This window comes from Pseudomonas sp. IPO3747, from assembly GCF_013385245.1.
GTDB lineage: Bacteria > Pseudomonadota > Gammaproteobacteria > Pseudomonadales > Pseudomonadaceae > Aquipseudomonas > Aquipseudomonas edaphica.
In genome coordinates, this window is the sequence record NZ_JACAQL010000009.1 from 81,052 (window position 1) to 98,814 (window position 17,763).

The window sequence follows — 17,763 nt, forward strand, 5'->3', positions numbered from 1 at the left end:
GTGGGAACGATCGGTAACACCACCAAACCCCTGTGGGAGCGGGCTTGCCCGCGATGGCGGTGGGTCAGTGAATAAATCCAGTGACTGACACACTGCTATCGCGGGCAAGCCCGCTCCCACATTTGGTGTTGTGTTTGTCAGAACAACTTGCGCTGCACAGCTTCATCCAGCGTGCTGCGGGTTAGTGCTTCAACCACTTCTCCAGTATTGGCCTGGAACGGGATGCCTACGATCAGCACCAAGTGCATCCAGGTGCGCACCGATTCGCTTTTCTTGACCCGGCCCAGTTCTTTGCCGTCCTTGTCCTTGAATACGGTTTCCAGGGTGAAGGTGTTCTTCGCCGTGGACGGGATGATGAAGAACGTGACGCCGGTAATAATCGCCGAGGCCATGCTGAACTGTTCGTTGTTATACAGCGTGGCGTCGGCGTAGATGTCCGAGTCGACCTTGTCGGTGCTCACCCGTGCAAAGCGGTTGGACTGGCGGAACCCATCGGCCACGGTTTTTTCCCACAGCGCCGCCGGTGCGCCGGCCGTGGTATTGCCGGGGCCGCCGTTGACTTGGCTCAGCGCCGTGGTGCGCACGTAGGCGGTGGGTTTCTGTGCCGGTGTGGCGGCGGTCGGCGGCCAGGTTTGCACGGTTGGCAATTCGTGTTGCGAGTAGGACACGCAACCGGTCAACAAGACGGCGGCGAGGACCAGGCTGTGTTTGATCAACCCTTTCATGTGTTGCTCCCTGAAATTACGGTTTGGCCAGTTTGGCAGTGGCGGTATCGAGCAGTTGCGCGACCAGTTCGTTCAACTGTTTGGCGCCCATGGTCGGGGCCCAGTATTCGCGGCCGTAGAGGCCCACGTTGCGTTCAAACTTGACCTCTTGCTTGGCGCTCGCCAGTTCCTTGCCGTCGCGGTCGACAATCACCAGGTCGCCGGCCACGTCGAAGGTGTCGACGAAAATCGGGCCGTTGACCCAGATCCAGATCGTCAGCGTCAGCAGGGCACCAGGCACGTAGGCGGGGTGAACGCCACGGTGGCCTTTGAGGGAGGTCATGTTGAATTTCAGCGCGACATCGTTTTCGCCAAGGCGCACCGGGTACTCAGTGACCTGCTTGAAGTAACCCGCCGTGCGCACGTACTGGTTGAGTTGGGCCGTGAGCGAACGGCTGATCGCAGTTTTATTGGCGTCGTTGACGTCGGCGGCGCTCACTGTCACATCAGCGACTTGCGCACTGCGCGGGCTGCTGACGGGGGCCGGGTGGAGCGGGGCGCCGATGGGGCCGGTGACGGTGTAAGAGACGCAGCCGGTCATCGACAGCGTCGCGAGCAGGGCCGCAGCCCCAAGGAGGGTTTTCAACACGCAATATCCCTATTTAATGAACAAGCCAAGCCAATGTCTCGACCGATGGCTGTGTAACTTGAGGCGGGCGCGCAGCGTAACAGAATGCCGTTGAGCGGCGAACGCCCCCGCAGCAGCGAAACCGCTTGAGTACACAGGGCAACCCCGTAAAATGCCGCGCACTGGATACAAGGCATTTTTCAAGGATGAATCAAGCAATGCGCCTCTCTGCTTTTCTCCCGGCCACCCGCCTCACCGCGGGCCGCACGTTTCAACCGCACTGCTGCGAGGCAGTCACCCTTCCTGATATCGCTATTGGCGGGCTCGACACTTTCCATGTTGAGGCTGCGTGCAAACGCGCGCGCGTTTTCAGCAAAATCTGATTGCCGCGACTTCGTTGATAACTTACATAACAGCCCTTTGCGCTGGTTTCACCTCTAGGAGCACTCTGTGAAAACACTGTCCAAAATCCTGCTGTCGGGCCTCACCGCCGCAGCGCTGCTGAGCGTGGCCGGTTGCGCCACCGAGAGCAACCGTGCGATGCCGGTGGAGCAAGTTGCCAGCGCCAGCGTGGCCTATTCCGGCGTACGTGTACCGATTGCCGTGGGCAAGTTCGATAACCGTTCCAGCTACATGCGCGGCATCTTCTCCGATGGCGTTGACCGCCTTGGCGGCCAGGCCAAGACCATCCTGATCACCCACCTGCAGCAGACCAACCGCTTCAGCGTGCTGGACCGCGACAACATGGGCGAAATCTCCCAGGAAGCCGCGATCAAAGGCACCGTGCAAAAGCTCAAAGGTGCTGACTACGTGGTGACGGGCGACGTGACCGAGTTCGGCCGCAAAGAGACCGGCGACCGCCAGTTGTTCGGCATTCTCGGCCGTGGCAAAACCCAAGTGGCTTACGCCAAAGTTGCGCTGAATATCGTCAACATCAGCACCTCCGAAGTGGTGTATTCCACCCAGGGCGCCGGTGAGTACGCGCTCTCCAACCGTGAAGTCATCGGTTTTGGCGGCACTGCCAGCTACGACTCCACGCTCAATGGCAAGGTTCTGGACCTGGCCATGCGCGAAGCGATCAACCGCCTGGTAGACGGCATCAACGCCGGCGCCTGGAACCCGCGCAACTAATAACAACAACGCCAAGGAGCACTACACGGATGAGCAAGGCAGTTAAGTTGGCGCTGATGCTGACAGCAATCGCGACGGTCGCCGGGTGCCACACGGCGCCCCAACCCCTGTATCAGTGGGAAAGCTACCAGCCGCAGGTTTACGAGTACTTCAAGGGCGAGCCCAAGGAAGCGCAGGTGGAAGCCCTGGAACGCGATCTGCAAAAGATCAACGCCAGCGGCCGCAAGGCCCCGCCGGGTTACCACGCGCACCTGGGCATGCTGTACCTGAGCATGGGCAAGGATGACCAGATGGTGCAGGAGTTCCGCACCGAGAAGGCATTGTTCCCTGAGTCCGCTGCGTACATGGACTTTTTGCTGAAAAACGCCAAGGCTGGAGTTGCCACTAAATGAACCTGTTAAAACTCACCGGCGCCTTGCTGGCCCTGGCATTGCTCGGCGGCTGCGCGGCGCCCAAGACCATTGATTACACAGCGTTCAAACAGGCTCGGCCGAAGTCGATCCTGGTACTGCCACCCATCAATGAGTCGCCGGAAGTGCAGGCCTCCTACAGCCTGGTTTCGCAGGTCACCTACCCGTTGGCCGAAGCCGGTTACTACGTGTTGCCGATTGCCCTGGTGGACGAAACTTTCCGCCAGAACGGCCTGACCACCGCCAACGATATCCAGGGCGTGGCGCCGGGCAAGCTGCATGACATTTTTGGTGCGGACGCGGCGCTGTACATCACCATCAGCGACTACGGCACCAAGTACATGCTGATCTCCAGCGACACCTCCGTGACGGCCTCGGCCAAGCTGGTGGACCTGCGCACCGGCACCACGTTGTGGACCGGCTCGGCACGCGCTTCCAGCGAGGAAGGCAACAACAATGGCGGCGGCCTGGTGGGCATGCTGGTCTCGGCAGCGGTCAAGCAGGTGATCAACAGCTCCACCGATGCGGCGCACCCGATTGCCGGTATTGCCAGTGTCCGCCTGCTGTCGGCCGGGCAGCGCACCGGCATTTTGTATGGCCCGCGTAACCCGAAATACGGCACCGACTAAGTACCTGTTCAACCGTGAACAGCCTTTGCTGACCGCTCGGGTCTGCAAAGGCTTCGCGGGTTGGGTGTCACGCGTTGCCGTCAGTTTACAAGCACATCCGGTGGCCTGATCACTTGCGTACTGGTCACCACGAAGTCTGCTGTGCGGTTGCCGGTCAAGTCGATGGCGATGAAGTGGCGCTGGGTCTGCGGGTTGAAGCCCACGATCGCGTCGCCGATACGCCCGCTGAACGCCTGGACGGGCTTGAATCGCGTGTTGGACCTTCGCTCCAGCCCGCGCAGGTCAATCTTGTCGGTGCCGCTGGTGAAATCCATGATGACATCGGGGTTTGCAGGCGTGGAGTCGCTGGCGTGGTTATAGACGAAACTGTCGGCGCCGCCGCCGCCGCGCATGCGGTCCGCACCCGCCCCACCGGTGAGCCGGTTATCGGCGGCGTTGCCGATCAGCACATCGTGGCCTGAGCCACCGATAGCGTTTTCGATGAGGCAGTTGCGGGCGATAGAGACGTTGCCCTGATAACCACCTACGTCGGAAAACGAGCCATCTCTCAGATTGATCGTTTGGTTATTGCCGTAACCCGAGAAGTCCAGCGTGTCATTTCCGGCGCCATCCCATACGCAAAAAATAGCGGCGTCCTGATGGCTTCTCAGGGAGTAGTGGTCCCTGCCGGTGTTGGAGTTGAAACCGTAGATGTTGTTTTCTCGGCGGGTTTGATAGTTGGCGCCGTACTGGTGCTGGATAGCACTGATGTCATCCATCATGGGAGCCAGCGGCCTGCCCTCGAAGTGTTTGCCACTGCTTTGGGCAGGGTAATAGCTCATGACGGTATGGGCTTTAGAGTCTTGGGCATAAAACCGTTTGGCGTCGTCTTTTTGGCCGTTGTAAGTACCGGGGTGATTCAGGCCGAGCGTGTGACCGATTTCGTGGGTTACGGTGGGGCGTGTCACAAAGCCCGGTTGATAGCGGGTATCGCCAGCGATGCCGTTTTTGTCGTTGCTATAGGGGTAGTAGCCGTCTGCAACTATCACATTATTGGAAATACGGAAGGCCAGCCGTCCTTCTGCCGGGCCGCCGTTTTCAGTGAACGTCAGGTTCGCCACATCGCCCCAGGACTGGATGGCGCGCCGTGCTTCTTGTTTCTCGTAGTCGTTGAATCCAAGACCCTGTTCATAAGTGAAGTTGTAGGAAATCTCGGTCCTGTTGTTTTGGTTTCGGTCCTGCCATTTCAACCTGCCCCCCGTCAGTTGCTCAACGGCCTGACGCTGATTAAATGACGGCCTGTCAGCTCTACTTATGTAGGGATCATCCGAGCGTTGAGTCGGGTCATAGTTGCCCCCATGGCCGCTGAGAGAACGGGCTACCGGGGCGTCCCAGCGGCGGTGTGCAGGGCTTTGGGCTGACTGAGCGCTGCTCGAATAAGGCTTGTACATCGGCGTTACAGGATTAATTCTCAAGGTCGTTATTCTCACGGGGTATTGGCACTTTTCCTTCTTGGTGAGGCAGGCAGGTTCCCTTTTGCTAAGTGTGAAGTTGCCAGTGTTGGCGTCACTTTCCAAAGCCCGATGTGTGTCCGAGTAAGTCGTTTTTCTTGCAGGTAAAGTGTTCCTACACAGGGTTAAGCCAATGCCCAGTCCTGGGCTGAATTTTCGCCCTGCATCAGAAAAAACGGCCACCGCGAATGACCGTTTTTCACACGTGTTCAGGGACGACTTTGAACCCTGGTGCGACAGTGCGTTTATCCGAAGATAGGCCGTGAGGTCATCAGCCCACTGATATCCTGGGGCCTTATCAACCGCGTGCTTTTCAGCAGGAAGTCCGTCTGGCCGTTTCCGGTCAGGTCAATGGCGACAAAGTACCGATTACTGTAGGCGTTGAACCTCACCATCGTGTCGCCCGCGCGGCCGGAGTAGGTGTGGACCAGTCGCAGCTGAGTGCGGGTGCTCTGGCTCAGCCCGGTAAGGTCGATCCTGTCTCGGCCGCTGACAAAATCGGTGATCAGGTCAGCACCCGCAGCGGTTGAATCGCTGGCGTTGTCGTAGACAAAAACATCCGCGCCGCCGCCGCCCCTCAACGTATCTGCGCCGCCCCCGCCCTTGAGGCGGTTGTTGGCGTTGTTGCCGATCAACGTATCGTCATGGCTGCCGCCAATGGCATTTTCCACGGTCACGCCCTTGGCAATGGAAACGTTGCCTTTCATACCGCCCACATCAGAGAAGGCTTCGGCGTTCAAGTTGATGGTTTGTTTCTGATTGAAACCGGAACAGTCCAACGTATCGTCGCCACCGCCATCCCATATGCAAAAAACCGGCGCGTCCCGCGCGGACTTCAGGCTGAAATAATCACGCTCGGTAGTGGAGTTGAAACCGTAAACGGTATCGCCGCGACGGGTCTGGTAGTTGGCGCCGTAGGCGGCCTGTATAGCTGCAATGTCATGCATCAGGGGCGCCACCGAGTAATGGGTCCACTGTGCGTTTTTTGAGAAGTTCTGACCACTTCTGATCTCGGGGTTGTAACTCATCACGCTGTAGGCTTGAGTGTCCTCCAAGTAGTCGCGCGTGGCGGGTTGCTGGGTATAGTCACCGGTATGGTCGAGGCCCAGGGTATGCCCAATTTCGTGAGCCATGACATGTTGGTCGTAACGGTCAGTCCTGGGTTGTGCATGCCCTGAGTCCAGCCATGCCTCGCCTCCTTTTTTGAAGCTCTTGGGAAACGGCAGGGTCGCATAGGATTCCTCGTTACCCTCGTAAAGACCCAGGGTCAGCCGCCCCTCGGTACTCGCGCCTTTATGTGAGAACTTTATACGGGTGACATCCGCCCAGGCTTGCATCGATATAAGCGCCCGTTTCTTTTGTTGTTCATTTAACTCATGGGCACCCTTGGGTACATGACTGACCCGGTGTGGCTCATCCGGCGTGAAGAACTCGTAGGCAATATCAATGACGCCGTCGCGGTTGTGGTCTTGCCACTTCAATCCCATTTCCCGGCTGGTGCGCAGCAGGTGCCTGGCGGCGCGGTCGGTGGTGTAGGACGCCAATGGCTGGTCCTTTACAGCACCCGGTTGTTGATGGGCAGGCTCAAATAATGCAAGCGCCGTATAAGGCTTGTTATCAACAGAGAGCATCTACTTGAATCCTTTTAATAGGCGAGCGGAGGTGTGAACGTTAACGCTCATGGGAAAACACGATGGTGTCAGGGGTTGATAGGGTTAAACCTTCGAGGTGACTACCTGCGCGAAAATACCCTGGCTTGGCTTTGGAAGTTTGCAGTCAAACCCATAATGTCCTCGGGTTTTATTAGTTGAGTGCTTTTGACCAGAAAGTCGGTCTGGCGATTACCCGTAAAGTCCACGCCCACAAAGTATCGACCACTGCGTGAATTTAACTTAACAACGGTATCGCCAATGCGGCCTGTATAGTTATCGACAAGCCGCAGCGGTGTGCCGGTATTCTTGGCCAAGGCAGTGAGATTGATCTTGTCTTTGCCACTGACAAAGTCCTCAATCAAGTCGGCATTCTGATAGGACGAGTTACTGACCTTTTCGTAAGTGTGTGTCATTGAACGGTGGGAGGGGCGGGTGGGTGTGAGTGTGGATCGAGTAGTGGGGGTTTCAGGCTGTTGATGATGGGCTGTGGTGTTTGCGGAGGCGACAATGTCTTCTGCTGTGACGCGTCCATAGGTGCGGATCAGCAAGTCGGCTTTGCCGTCGCCCGTCAGGTCAATCGCCACGTTGCCCTTGCCGCTTTGTTGATCGTAGGTGAGCACCGTCTCACCTGCCTTGCCTGTCATCTCGCTGACGAAGGCCAGGGCGGCGACATTGGCGTTTTTCATGGCCACGGCTACATTGATTTTGTCGGTGCCGCTGACAAAATCCATAATTGTATCGGGGTTGTCGGGCGTGGAGTCACTGGCACTGTTGTAGTCAAACGTATCCGCTCCGCCGCCTCCGCGCAGCCGGTCGCCACCCGCGCCGCCGGTGAGCCGGTTATCGGCATCGTTGCCGATCAGCGCGTCATCGCCTGAGCCGCCGATGGCGTTTTCCATGACCACACCGCGAGCGATGGAAACATTGCCCCTGAGCCCGCCGACATCGGAGTACGAGCCGGCCTTGAGATTAATGGTCTGGTTGGAACGGTAGCCGGAAACGTCCAGAGTATCGTTGCCACCGCCGTCCCATATGCAGAACACGGCAGTGTCCCGGTTGGAATTGAGGGTGTAGTAATCGCGCTGGCTGTTGGAATTGAACCCGTAGGTGGTGTTGTCCTGACGGATTTGACGATTGACGCCATAAAGCGCCTGGATGGCGGAAATATCATCCATCATGGCTGATGCTGGTTGGGCGCCGCCATGGCTTTTGCCGCTCAGTGCCGCCCCGAAATAGCTCATGACGCTATGAGCCTGGGAATCCTGTACGTGACTCCTTCGGTTCTCGTCATAGCCGCCATCGTAGTTGCCGGTATGCGACAACCCCAGGGCGTGACCCGTTTCATGAATCAAGTCGTGGCGCGTGACCCTGGTGGGGTTATACAGGGTGTTGCCTCCTTGGTAATGGTTGCTTGGGTAATAGCCTACGGCGGTGCCGACGGCGTTCGATATGCCAAATGACATTTTGCCTTCTGTGCGTGGCCCATTCTCTTCAAAGGAGAGATTGGACACATCGCTCCATGACTGCATGGCACGTCGTGCCATTTCTCTCTGGCGACCATCGAATTGCCAGGCGGCGCTGTTGAACGAGTAGGAAACAGAGACCTTGCCATCGGCATTTTTGTCATGCCACTTAAGGTTTTCCCGAGTGAGATTGTTGGTTGCCTGGCGCTCATCGAAAGAGCGCACATTGAGGTTAGCCGCGTAGGGGTCGTTGGCGCGCAGAGTTGGATCTTTGCCGTCCCAGTAGCGTTTGGTGGCGGTGTCGAATGTCGTCGGGTTGGTTGTTGTGGTTGGATTAAATGGCCGCCGTGTGGGTGGCTGAATAGAGGGCTGTACGAACTTACGCACGAAGGGGTGTTTGAGAAATGGCTGCACGAAAGGTCTGAAGACCGGGTGGTTGAGATAGGGTTGGGCAAAAGGCTGAATAAGCGGGCGCAGAAAATGTTGGCTGTAGTTGGGTTGCTGGAAAACAGACGGGCGCAAGTCGATTCTCATAAGAGTAATCCATGTTCTTGTTGTTGGCCTATTCCTTGTGTAGGGAAGTGCATGTCCGTGTGCTGGAAATACCTTCGCACCCTATAAGTTAATTTCCAATAGAGTATTTATTTCTAGTGTGTGTCAACAGGCCGGTATGACATGGTTTGCAACGGCTGTTATGTTTATTCGGTTTTTAAATTTCGTGTCAAAGAGTCGGGTTCCCCAAGCATTACGCGTCTTGTTGAAAGCTGATATGTCGTTTGTGTTTAACGTGTTTTTTCTGGAAATATAGAATTGCTTACAGTGTGAGTATTTTTGTTAAGAGCATTCTGGAGTTTCTCGGTAATCGTAAGTTGTTTCGGGCTCGGCATCGTTGAGTGACCTACAGGGCTCGATGCTTCCAGCTGACGCCCAATGGCTTGGCACTCTGTAGGGCAAGCGTGTTGTATGCGTAAATTCCGAGATTTAACCCGAACCCGAAGTGCTTTGCGTCTGAGCCTATGAACGGATTATTTACTGTTGAGGTTCTGCGCCATGTCACATGCTCGTTTAGTGCTGCGTCCCCTTGTCTGCAGCGTTGCGGTTGCCGTACTGGCTTCGCTGGCCGGCTGTGGGCTTTCATCGTCCAGAGAGGTGGCCAAGCCTCCCGCGCCCGCCGAGCCTCAGGCTGAGGGTGCCTTGAGCAAGCAGGCAGCGATGCCTGTGCTGATGGCCGCGCCAATGGCCATGCGCGACGCCGCGGCTTTGGCCTATCGGGCCGAGCCTCACGAACGCTACCAGAACCTGCCCGACAACCCGGTCTACAGCGTTGCACAAACCCCGGTCTCGACCTTCAGCGCCGACGTCGACACCGGCAGCTACGCCAATGTGAGACGTTTCCTCAACCAAGGGCGGCTGCCACCTGACGGCGCCGTTCGACTGGAGGAAATGCTCAATTATTTCCCCTATGACTACGCGCTGCCCACTGATGGCTCGCCCTTTGGCGTGACCACCGAAGTCGCCGCCACACCGTGGAACCCGCACACGCGATTGCTGCGCATCGGCATCAAAGCGTCCGACCGTGCGGTGGCAGACCTTGCGCCGGCCAACCTGGTGTTTCTGGTGGATGTGTCGGGCTCCATGGACCGCCGTGAAGGCTTGCCGCTGGTGAAAAGCACGCTGAAATTGCTGGTGGACCAGCTGCGTGATCAAGACCGTGTGTCGCTGGTGGTCTACGCCGGTGAGTCGCGTGTGGTGCTTGAACCCACCAGCGGGCGCGACAAAAACAGGATCCGCAATGCCATCGACCAACTCACCGCCGGCGGCTCAACGGCAGGCGCCTCCGGCATCGAGCTGGCTTACCAGATGGCCCGTGCCGGCTTTATAGAGAAGGGCATCAACCGCATCCTGCTGGCCACCGACGGTGACTTCAATGTGGGCGTCAGCGACTTCGACAGCCTCAAGCAGATGGCCGTCGACCAGCGCAAAAGCGGCGTGTCCTTGACCACCCTGGGTTTCGGTGTGGATAACTACAACGAGCACCTGATGGAGCAGCTTGCCGACGCCGGCGACGGCAACTACGCCTACATCGACAACCTGCGCGAAGCCCGCAAAGTGTTGGTAGACCAGCTCAGCTCGACCCTGGCGGTGGTGGCGCGGGATGTAAAGTTGCAGGTGGAATTCAACCCCGCCCAGGTCAGCGAATACCGCTTGTTGGGTTATGAAAACCGCGCACTCAAACGTGAGGATTTCAACAACGATAAGGTCGACGCCGGTGAAATTGGCGCCGGGCACACCGTGACCGCGCTGTACGAAATTGTGCCCAAGGGCGAGAAGGGCTGGTTGGAGCCGTTGCGTTACGCCACTGCACCTGTGGCTCAGAGCACATCCGCTGAGCTGGCCATGCTGCGCGTACGCTACAAACCGGCGGCGGGCGGTGCCAGTCAACTGATTGAACGGCCCATCCGCAACGAAACCACCCAGGCCAGCGCCGACCTGCGCTTCGCGGCGTCAGTGGCCGCCTTCGCCCAACAGCTCAAGGGCGATGGCCGCTACACTGGCAGCATGAGCTTAAAAGACACCGCCGCACTGGCGCGCTCGGCTCGCGGCGATGACCCGTTCGGGTTGCGCAACGAGTTCGTGCAACTGGTGGAAATGGCGCAGAGCCTCAAACACTGATCCCGAACATGGCAACAACCAACTGTGGGAACTGGCAAGCCAGCCCCCACAGTCAATGTGCATCGATCCATCAAAAGGAGTTCGCTACCTACATGGCCGTCCCCGATGACTCACCCAGCGACGAATCGCTGCTGGCCCGCTACCGAACCGGCGACGCTGCCGCGTTCGAGGTGTTGTACGCGCGGCACCGCCAGGGCCTTTACCGGTTCCTGGTGTCACTGAGCAACAAGGCCGAACTGGCTGAAGAGGTGTACCAGGAAACCTGGCTCAGCCTGATCCGCAGCGCCACCCAGCCACAGGGCCGGGCGAGTTTTCGTACATGGCTGTTCCAGATTGCCCGCAACCGCCTGATCGACCACTGGCGCAAGCACGGCATCCACAACCCCTTACATGACAGCTACGACGAACAACTGCACGCCCAGGCCGACGACAGCGCTGGCCCTGAGCAGCAACTGAGCCTGAGCCGCGACCAGGCGCGCCTCGACGCCGCTTTGCAAGACCTGCCCGAAGACCAGCGCGAAGTCTTCCTGCTACGCCTGCACGGCGACCTCGAAGTGCCGCAAATCGCCGCCCTCACCGGCGCCCCGCTGGAAACCGTAAAAAGCCGCCTGCGTTACGCCCAGCAGAAACTGCGCCGCCTGCTGGCCGAGGAGATACTCATATGAACCACTCCCCACACACACCTGACGACGAGCTGATCCAGCATTTTCGTCAACACGGCACCGGCGAACCGCCTGCGTCCCTCGACGCCTTCATCCTCGCCACCGCCCGCCGCGAAGCCCCGGCGCCGCAACCCAGCCTGTGGCAACGCTGGCTGCAAGCCTGCCGCCAACCGCGCTGGCAAATGGCATTCGCCACCGTCGCCGGTGTAGCACTGATGATCGGCGTAGTGATGCGCGTGCCCGAGTCGCAAACGGAGATATCCCCCGCGACATTTTCCGCGGCGCCAGCCCCACAGATGTATGCCGCACCTGCGCCCGCACCTATGGCGCGGATGGCAGCAGCGCCGAAAGTTGAGCACGCGCTGGTTCAGGCTGAAGCCATCGGTGCGTTTGCCGATCAGCCGACAGAAAAACTCAGTAAGCGCGCACCGCTGGCCTTGCCTTCGTTGGTGGAAGGGCTGCAGGAGATTGTGAACCTGCGCATGGCGGGGCAAGCCAAAGCGGCGGATGAAAAGCTGTTGACGCTGCATGAGCGCTTCCCCGAGGAAGACTTGCCGGCGCGGTTGGAGGCGTTGCAGAAGCGATAAATGCTTTCAAAGAAAGCCCGCCACCGACTACTCGGTGGTGGGGTTTTTAATGGAATTTTGAAAACAACTTGGTCAAAAAATGTGGGAGCGGGCTTGCTCGCGAAAGCGGTGTATCAGTCATACATGTATTGGCTGACACCCCGTCTTTGCGAGCAAGCCCGCTCCGACATTTTGAGCATCGTTTGCCTGGAAAGGCGCTGGGGGAAATGGGCAGAGATTTATTTACACCGCAGGTCAATTATTTGGAGGTTGTGGATACTTGAAACGCGAGGCATGCAAAAAATTGCCTACAAAAAAGCCCCAGGTCTTTCGACCTAGGGCTTTTTCATCTGTATCTGGTGCACCCGGCGGGATTCGAACCCACGACCCCTGCCTTCGGAGTCCTAAAAGTCGACGTTTAGAATCAATACGTTAGCGGGGATTAGCTGGGGAATCAATGGGTTGTGGTAGCTGGGATTAGTGGGTTTTCGCCCCGGTTAGCGGGGCGAGTGTGGCAAATTTGTGGCATTCCGATCAGTAAGTAAGTCTCTCGACGCATCTATTCGACTGAGCTCACCCTAGGTAGTCAGTAATGAAGGGCAGTAAGCGGCCAAAAGCGGCCACTTGCGAAGTGGCTCAAGCAGGCTCTCTTTGAGCCTTGAGGGTACTTAGGAGCTAGGCTCGAATCATCAAGCCTCTAGAGTGATGCAGTGCTATTACAGACAGGTATCGATTTGGGTAACGCGTCGTAACGTTGACCTGATCTCAAAATTGCGTCTACTTCACATATCAAGCGCTCACCGCAAGCAAACGAGGATTCTTCCAGGTGCTAAAAATGCCAGCGCACCGTTAAAAACTTATACATTGTTTTTATGTTGTACAATAATTTCAACGCACCTTTCAACCCTGGTAAGTACCGATTTGAGAATATTTCTTCCTATTGGTGATATACGACCTTGAGATTTTGCTTGATGAGCTCACATCGCCGGCTATGCTTTGTCTTGGGTGACCAATTGTCGTTCGATCTCGCCTCTTTGCAGGGACTAAATAAAGCGAATGATACGGTACTGCTCGTGGAAGTAATGGAAGAGGCTAGAGATACGCAAACCCTAAGCATCAGAACGCCGAATTTCCCGATAATATTTAGGCATCAAGAATTAATCTCATTGCTGAGTGGCTAGATAAGACTACGCAGATCCGGTTCGGTTTTCCAAAGCTGGAAGCCAATAAAGTGACGAAAACAGGCCGAAAATCTGTCGAGCCTTTTTGATTCGTTCAATTAGATCGTTACTACATAGTGAACAATCAAGCTAGAGGATGTACCACTTTAGCTGGCAGGCGAAAATCAGTTATATTGTTGACTAGTATCATATAGAAGAGCAAAAAATGGACGGAAAGAGAATTCAGGATTACTGGTCTAGCGAGGTTGATGCGCTCGTCAGGACGTATCAACAATTTGAAACGCTTATCCCAGCGCCACAGGGAGCAGGTGCAGCGCATCGAGGCGAGGATGGAAGGTTTGTTGAAGACCTTCTACGCGAATACCTCACTCGCCATCTGCCAAATGGGTTGGAAGTACTCACGGGGTTCATCCTGCGACCTGCTGTAAAAACGGGGGAAAGTGGAAAAGAGCGGAAGGCTGAAATGGATTCACACTCAAAGCAACTTGATATTATTATTTTTGATTCAGGTAACTACCCCGTATTTCAACGTTTTGGAAATAGTGTAATTGTTCCGCCCGAAGGCGTGGTGGGAGTAATTTCCGTGAAGAAGCACTTAAACGACGGTGATGTAAAGAAAGAGTGCGCGGCTTTGTTCGAAGCCGCGACGCTTTGTGAAACTTTAGCTTCCAATGATAGAAATGATAAAGTGCGCGGCCCCTATCTTGCGATAGTCTCAGTAAGATCTAATATCGAAAAGATAAAAACAGACGTTTTAGATTGGGTATTCACTAGTACGCAGGAAGCTTACGCGGGTCAGTCTGACGTCACCTTTGATAAGTTAGTCGGATTTATCGGAGCACTTGATGAATGGAGCATTTTCAAACGGCGCCCAGCTAAGACACTGATTGAGGCAGAGTATGTTGGATTTAAGCATCAGCATGGAGAGTCCCATCTCGGGCTACAATTTCTTTTAACTGGAATACTCAGCGTCTTTTATGACGAAACGCGCCGAAATATGAGAAGGCCAGGCTATACCGCTTTTCCATCCGGACGCGCGCACGACAAGAAATTGGGAGCAGTCCCTTGCAAGCTTTTACGTTAAGGATTGCCATTAGTCATTCAGTAAATTTTCTCACTCCAATGCTCAGTAGCTAATCTTAAAACTCACAGGAACAAAATACGCTAACATTACATAAGCAGGTTCTATCTCGATAACTGGACCCTAGTGGGTTTCGATGGTAAAACCAATATCACGGGCAATTAAAAAACTTTAGACATTTTTCTAGAAATAGCGAAGATCTATCACCAACCGCCGCGCAAGAGAGGTCTTCAGTTCCTTATCGTTTTAGATCCTCCACACGCGCAGCAAAGGAACGATCTGCGTCAATTAAGCGTAGGGCTCAAAACTAATTTGGAATGGCTGTGCGGAGCGCTTGATGCAACACTTCCAGTTTAAGCGTGGGAAAGATTCATGCCTGCACGGACTGCTTTCGGCCAGAAGCGGTCATCGATTTCCTAGGAAAGCGAAGTAGGTATGTAGCATGGCGTCGGCGGAATTAGTCGCAAATCCGCTGACGCAAGTAGATTACGGACTAACGATGACCTTGATGTCCGATCCCGAGATGCTCTTAATGTATGAGTAGCTCGTTCCCAAGACAGCAAGCTGCTCCTTCGACACCTTCTTCGCTGATATCGCGGGTTGCACGATCACAAAATTGAAGATCAGCTCGTGATCGTGGCATTTGTTGCGCAGTATCTCCAGTTGCTGAGGCGTCCCTTTCAGGATTCTGTCGAAGTCCTTGAGCAGTGATTGCTGGTAGCGATCCATCAATCGGTTGAAGAACTTATCGCCAGTGTACAGCCATTTCACCGATCTCGACGCCTGACCGCATACCTCATAGACGTCGGCAACGCGGGCTCCAGGCGCGGCGACTCCATCCGTCATTGGGCAGAATTTGCAGTGGTAGAGGTCTATGTAGATGGCGTCTTTGTTTTCCCGGATTGCCACAAGGTCAGCGATTTCACCTTTGCCGTCATCGTTGAAGACGATGGAGTAGTCATCAGCGATCTTGGCGAAGGTGAAGCCTTGTACAGAGTCCTCACGTCGCTCCGCACGCATGGACTCTTGATGAATTTTCGTCGCTCCCCAATTCCAGGGTTCGAGCAAGCCGGCAGGTAGTTTTACATCCATACTGTTGAGCGAGTAATGACGGTAGTTGCCCTGCACCATGGAACCGTCGACTTTGAGCAATACAAGCGGCTCTCCATCCAGGTAGGAATCCAGCGGCATTTCATGGGGGTAAAGAATCTTCACCCCTGGGCAGGAGGTCTTGTATCCGTCCTCCAACAGCTTGATAGCGATGGTAGTGAGGCGTCTCTCCTCGCCATCGTTACCCGTGACCAAGACAGGGATCTCCAGCGTCCGCGCACCACTGTATTCAGGCTTACCAAGCTCGACGTCGAGAAGGTTGAAAGTCTCTCCCTGAAAATACAGCGAGATCCTTTGCTCGTTTTCGATCGCGATCGACGCAGGCCAGTCGGCATAGAACAGGCCTTCTGGCCATCTGTCCTTGATTTGGTCAACACGCATGACATTTTTGAGTACGTCAGCAGGGTCGATGGTGTTGTCGTTGAGTTTGACCGACATGCGCTTGCACCACTCGACCCAGTAGTTGATCGGAGAGGAGTTCATCTCCCAGATCTTGCCCTTGTGCGAGCAGCCCACTGTAGTTCGTTCTCCATCCTCAAAACCGGTGGCGAAGATGTTGGATTTTGTCGCGTTGCCCTTTTCGATGTCGCTGATCACCTGGTTAATATCGCGCCCCACGTGCATCGTGAACCGCAGGTCTTTCCGGGCGCGAGACAGGCCAACGTTCTGCAGCTTCATCAACTTGATGTCGTGGAGCGTACGGAAAGTCTGCTCACCATTGATGCGACGAGAATCTTTGGCGACCAGGTTGAGAAAGCGAGTTGCCTGGGTGTCGTCACCTGAGGTGTGAATGAACAGGGTTTTCTGTGCCTTGTTATAGAAAGCGATGTACAGATTCCAGTTGGTATCGACGATCTCCTCGGTCTGGGCCCACCCAACCAGAGTCTCCCGCCGAGTCACGGCAATGACGGTATCGGCCTGATCATTGATCGAGATGCACTGCAGTGTTTCTCTGCGCCCATCCAGACTCTGCGCCCGCTGTGGTGCCCAGTCTTTGGGGGAGACGTGATACGCCACAGCACTGATTTTGGGGTTCGGGTTCAGTCCAAAAATCACCTGGGCATCGTCCCCATCGGCGAACTGCTCGTTAAAGTCCGCCTTCTCAATTTCCCGGCCGACCTTTTGCTCGCTCACGTTGCGAATAACTGCACCCCAGTCAGCACTCTCCTTGTAGAGGTCTGCCATCTGGTGGTCGGTCTTCTGGTTAGCGATGTTCGCCACGAACTTGGCATCACCAAGGGCGGCATCAACCCTTGTCAGCCTGCCAATGAATTGGAGCGTAACTGCAGGGCTTTGGTGTTGATCATGAATGGCGGCGATTTTGAGCTCAGGCAGATCGAAGCCCTCGCCAAGCATGTCGACGCAGACGATGATCCGGTGCTTCTTCTTGACGATCTCCGCCATCACCATGGCTTGGTTCGGCACCTTGCTGTGAATCAGGACTGGCGTCAGGTCGGCGTGCTGCTTGTAAATCTCAAACAGGTCTGTCGCACGCTTGTGCGACTTGGCCCGCACCATCATCAAATGGTTGTACCCGGCTTTGAGGTCAGTCCTGAGCAGCTCAACAGCCTTGTCTGCGATGGCCTGGTCGGACAGCTTGAGGTTGTATTCTCGTACCGGATGGAACTCGATGCCTTTGAAATAGCCATCAAGCTGCGCATCCCGCAGCGGGTAGTTGTAAATGATCTTGCCCGCCAGAGCTAAACCATCCTCCCGGAATGGCGTCGCGGTGAACTGAATACAAGGTTTGCCCCTGAAGGCTGTTTTGATTCGGTTCCAACTGGCAGCTACGACATGGTGAGCCTCATCGATCATCAGGTGGCTGCACATGTTCACCAGTGCCCCCAAGGCGGCGTCTTCGAATAGCAGCAGGGCCTGGGGAGTGGCCACAATGATATTGGCAGTAGCCAATTCAGCAACCTGCGCCTCAGACAGCTTCGAGTCAATGGCTGCAACAATGGGATTGCGCGCCGTGTCCGATACTGCCCCCACTGTGCGGAGCGTCTTAATCTCCGTGCACTTGCCCACCAACTGCGTCCTGAGGGCGTCCGAGGGAACCAGGATCAGGGTTCTGGCCATCCTCGCAGCGATGATCAGCGCGAGCATGGTGTCGGTCTTCCCTGTACCGGTCGGCATGACCACTGTAGCGGTCGAGGATGGGTCAACTACCAGGTGCCCCAGGGTGGCATAAAGCGCTGCCAGTTGCGGCTTTCGCAGCCCGGGTGCATTCGTCTTGGGGTCGTCGAGACTGAAATTGAAGAGATGTTTTTGCCAGCTCTGATGCACATCCGAATGCGTTATTACTACGTCGTCCATGGTGATTACCTGAGAGTAGAAAGGGCTACTGGCTAGAGTGGCGAAATGGTAGCACGCCTCTACCGCC

At 55.9% G+C, this 17,763-nt stretch carries 13 protein-coding genes and 1 pseudogene; 8 read left to right on the forward strand and 6 right to left on the reverse strand.

Features of this window, described 5'->3' with window-relative positions:
* Positions 1-137 precede the first annotated feature (137 nt).
* Together HX790_RS13580 and HX790_RS13585 are read right to left on the reverse strand one after the other, a co-directional pair.
* Positions 138-725, reverse strand: a complete 588-nt coding sequence (locus tag HX790_RS13580) for a hypothetical protein (protein ID WP_017136669.1) — start codon at positions 723-725, stop codon at positions 138-140.
* A gap of 16 nt (positions 726-741) precedes the next feature.
* The gene (locus HX790_RS13585) at positions 742-1,353 is read right to left on the reverse strand and encodes a hypothetical protein (protein WP_017136670.1); all 612 of its coding nucleotides are present in this window, start codon (positions 1,351-1,353) and stop codon (positions 742-744) included.
* Positions 1,354-1,782: 429 nt separating this feature from the next.
* Here HX790_RS13585 and HX790_RS13590 point away from each other — a divergent pair, with 429 nt between their 5' ends.
* Genes HX790_RS13590 through HX790_RS13600 form a run of 3 tightly spaced genes read left to right on the forward strand, consistent with a single transcriptional unit; the run spans position 1,783 to position 3,502 of the window.
* Entirely contained in the window at positions 1,783-2,463 is a 681-nt protein-coding gene (locus HX790_RS13590) for a CsgG/HfaB family protein (protein ID WP_017136672.1), read from the forward strand.
* Between the two features lie 29 nt (positions 2,464-2,492).
* On the forward strand, positions 2,493-2,855 hold the full coding sequence (locus tag HX790_RS13595; RefSeq protein ID WP_017136673.1) for a DUF4810 domain-containing protein: 363 nt from the start codon (positions 2,493-2,495) through the stop codon (positions 2,853-2,855).
* Positions 2,852-3,502: a DUF799 domain-containing protein gene (locus tag HX790_RS13600; protein WP_017136674.1), complete on the forward strand. Its 651-nt coding sequence runs from the start codon at positions 2,852-2,854 to the stop codon at positions 3,500-3,502. The genes HX790_RS13595 and HX790_RS13600 overlap by 4 nt, the downstream gene beginning before the upstream one ends.
* Positions 3,503-3,582: 80 nt before the next feature.
* Here the strand turns inward: HX790_RS13600 and HX790_RS29745 are convergent, their stop codons facing one another.
* From HX790_RS29745 to HX790_RS13615, 3 genes are all read right to left on the reverse strand, one after another.
* A complete protein-coding gene (locus tag HX790_RS29745) occupies positions 3,583-4,731 on the reverse strand; it encodes a M10 family metallopeptidase C-terminal domain-containing protein (RefSeq protein ID WP_138451176.1) in 1,149 nt (382 codons plus the stop codon).
* A 506-nt stretch (positions 4,732-5,237) separates the two neighbouring features.
* Positions 5,238-6,623: a M10 family metallopeptidase C-terminal domain-containing protein gene (locus tag HX790_RS13610; protein ID WP_256349322.1), complete on the reverse strand. Its 1,386-nt coding sequence runs from the start codon at positions 6,621-6,623 to the stop codon at positions 5,238-5,240.
* A 101-nt stretch (positions 6,624-6,724) separates the two neighbouring features.
* A complete protein-coding gene (locus HX790_RS13615) occupies positions 6,725-8,641 on the reverse strand; it encodes a M10 family metallopeptidase C-terminal domain-containing protein (RefSeq protein ID WP_256349321.1) in 1,917 nt (638 codons plus the stop codon).
* Between the two features lie 516 nt (positions 8,642-9,157).
* On the opposite strand from HX790_RS13615, the gene HX790_RS13620 reads away from it, so the two are divergent.
* From HX790_RS13620 to HX790_RS13635, 5 genes and pseudogenes are all read left to right on the forward strand, one after another.
* A complete protein-coding gene (locus tag HX790_RS13620; RefSeq protein WP_176991664.1) occupies positions 9,158-10,780 on the forward strand; it encodes a VWA domain-containing protein in 1,623 nt (540 codons plus the stop codon).
* Between the two features lie 92 nt (positions 10,781-10,872).
* On the forward strand, positions 10,873-11,445 hold the full coding sequence (locus HX790_RS13625; protein WP_176991665.1) for an RNA polymerase sigma factor: 573 nt from the start codon (positions 10,873-10,875) through the stop codon (positions 11,443-11,445).
* Positions 11,442-12,029: a hypothetical protein gene (locus tag HX790_RS13630; protein WP_176991666.1), complete on the forward strand. Its 588-nt coding sequence runs from the start codon at positions 11,442-11,444 to the stop codon at positions 12,027-12,029. Before HX790_RS13625 ends, HX790_RS13630 begins: the two co-directional genes overlap by 4 nt.
* 950 nt (positions 12,030-12,979) lie before the next feature.
* Positions 12,980-13,102, forward strand: a pseudogene (locus HX790_RS29855) (hypothetical protein); the annotation flags it as partial.
* A gap of 292 nt (positions 13,103-13,394) precedes the next feature.
* Positions 13,395-14,273, forward strand: coding sequence for a DUF6602 domain-containing protein (locus HX790_RS13635; protein ID WP_176991667.1), 879 nt, complete (start codon positions 13,395-13,397; stop codon positions 14,271-14,273).
* Between the two features lie 483 nt (positions 14,274-14,756).
* Here HX790_RS13635 and HX790_RS13640 read toward each other — a convergent pair whose 3' ends face one another.
* Positions 14,757-17,696, reverse strand: a complete 2,940-nt coding sequence (locus HX790_RS13640; RefSeq protein ID WP_176991668.1) for a DEAD/DEAH box helicase — start codon at positions 17,694-17,696, stop codon at positions 14,757-14,759.
* Positions 17,697-17,763: the final 67 nt, after the last annotated feature.

Coding starts and splice junctions, on each gene's coding strand:
- HX790_RS13580 (WP_017136669.1), bottom strand. CDS start 725: ATGAAAGGGTTGATCAAACACAGCCTGGTCCTCGCCGCCGTCTTGTTG.
- HX790_RS13595 (WP_017136673.1), top strand. CDS start 2,493: ATGAGCAAGGCAGTTAAGTTGGCGCTGATGCTGACAGCAATCGCGACG.
- HX790_RS13600 (WP_017136674.1), top strand. CDS start 2,852: ATGAACCTGTTAAAACTCACCGGCGCCTTGCTGGCCCTGGCATTGCTC.
- HX790_RS13610 (WP_256349322.1), bottom strand. CDS start 6,623: ATGCTCTCTGTTGATAACAAGCCTTATACGGCGCTTGCATTATTTGAG.
- HX790_RS13615 (WP_256349321.1), bottom strand. CDS start 8,641: ATGAGAATCGACTTGCGCCCGTCTGTTTTCCAGCAACCCAACTACAGC.
- HX790_RS13620 (WP_176991664.1), top strand. CDS start 9,158: ATGTCACATGCTCGTTTAGTGCTGCGTCCCCTTGTCTGCAGCGTTGCG.
- HX790_RS13625 (WP_176991665.1), top strand. CDS start 10,873: ATGGCCGTCCCCGATGACTCACCCAGCGACGAATCGCTGCTGGCCCGC.
- HX790_RS13630 (WP_176991666.1), top strand. CDS start 11,442: ATGAACCACTCCCCACACACACCTGACGACGAGCTGATCCAGCATTTT.
- HX790_RS13635 (WP_176991667.1), top strand. CDS start 13,395: ATGGACGGAAAGAGAATTCAGGATTACTGGTCTAGCGAGGTTGATGCG.
- HX790_RS13640 (WP_176991668.1), bottom strand. CDS start 17,696: ATGGACGACGTAGTAATAACGCATTCGGATGTGCATCAGAGCTGGCAA.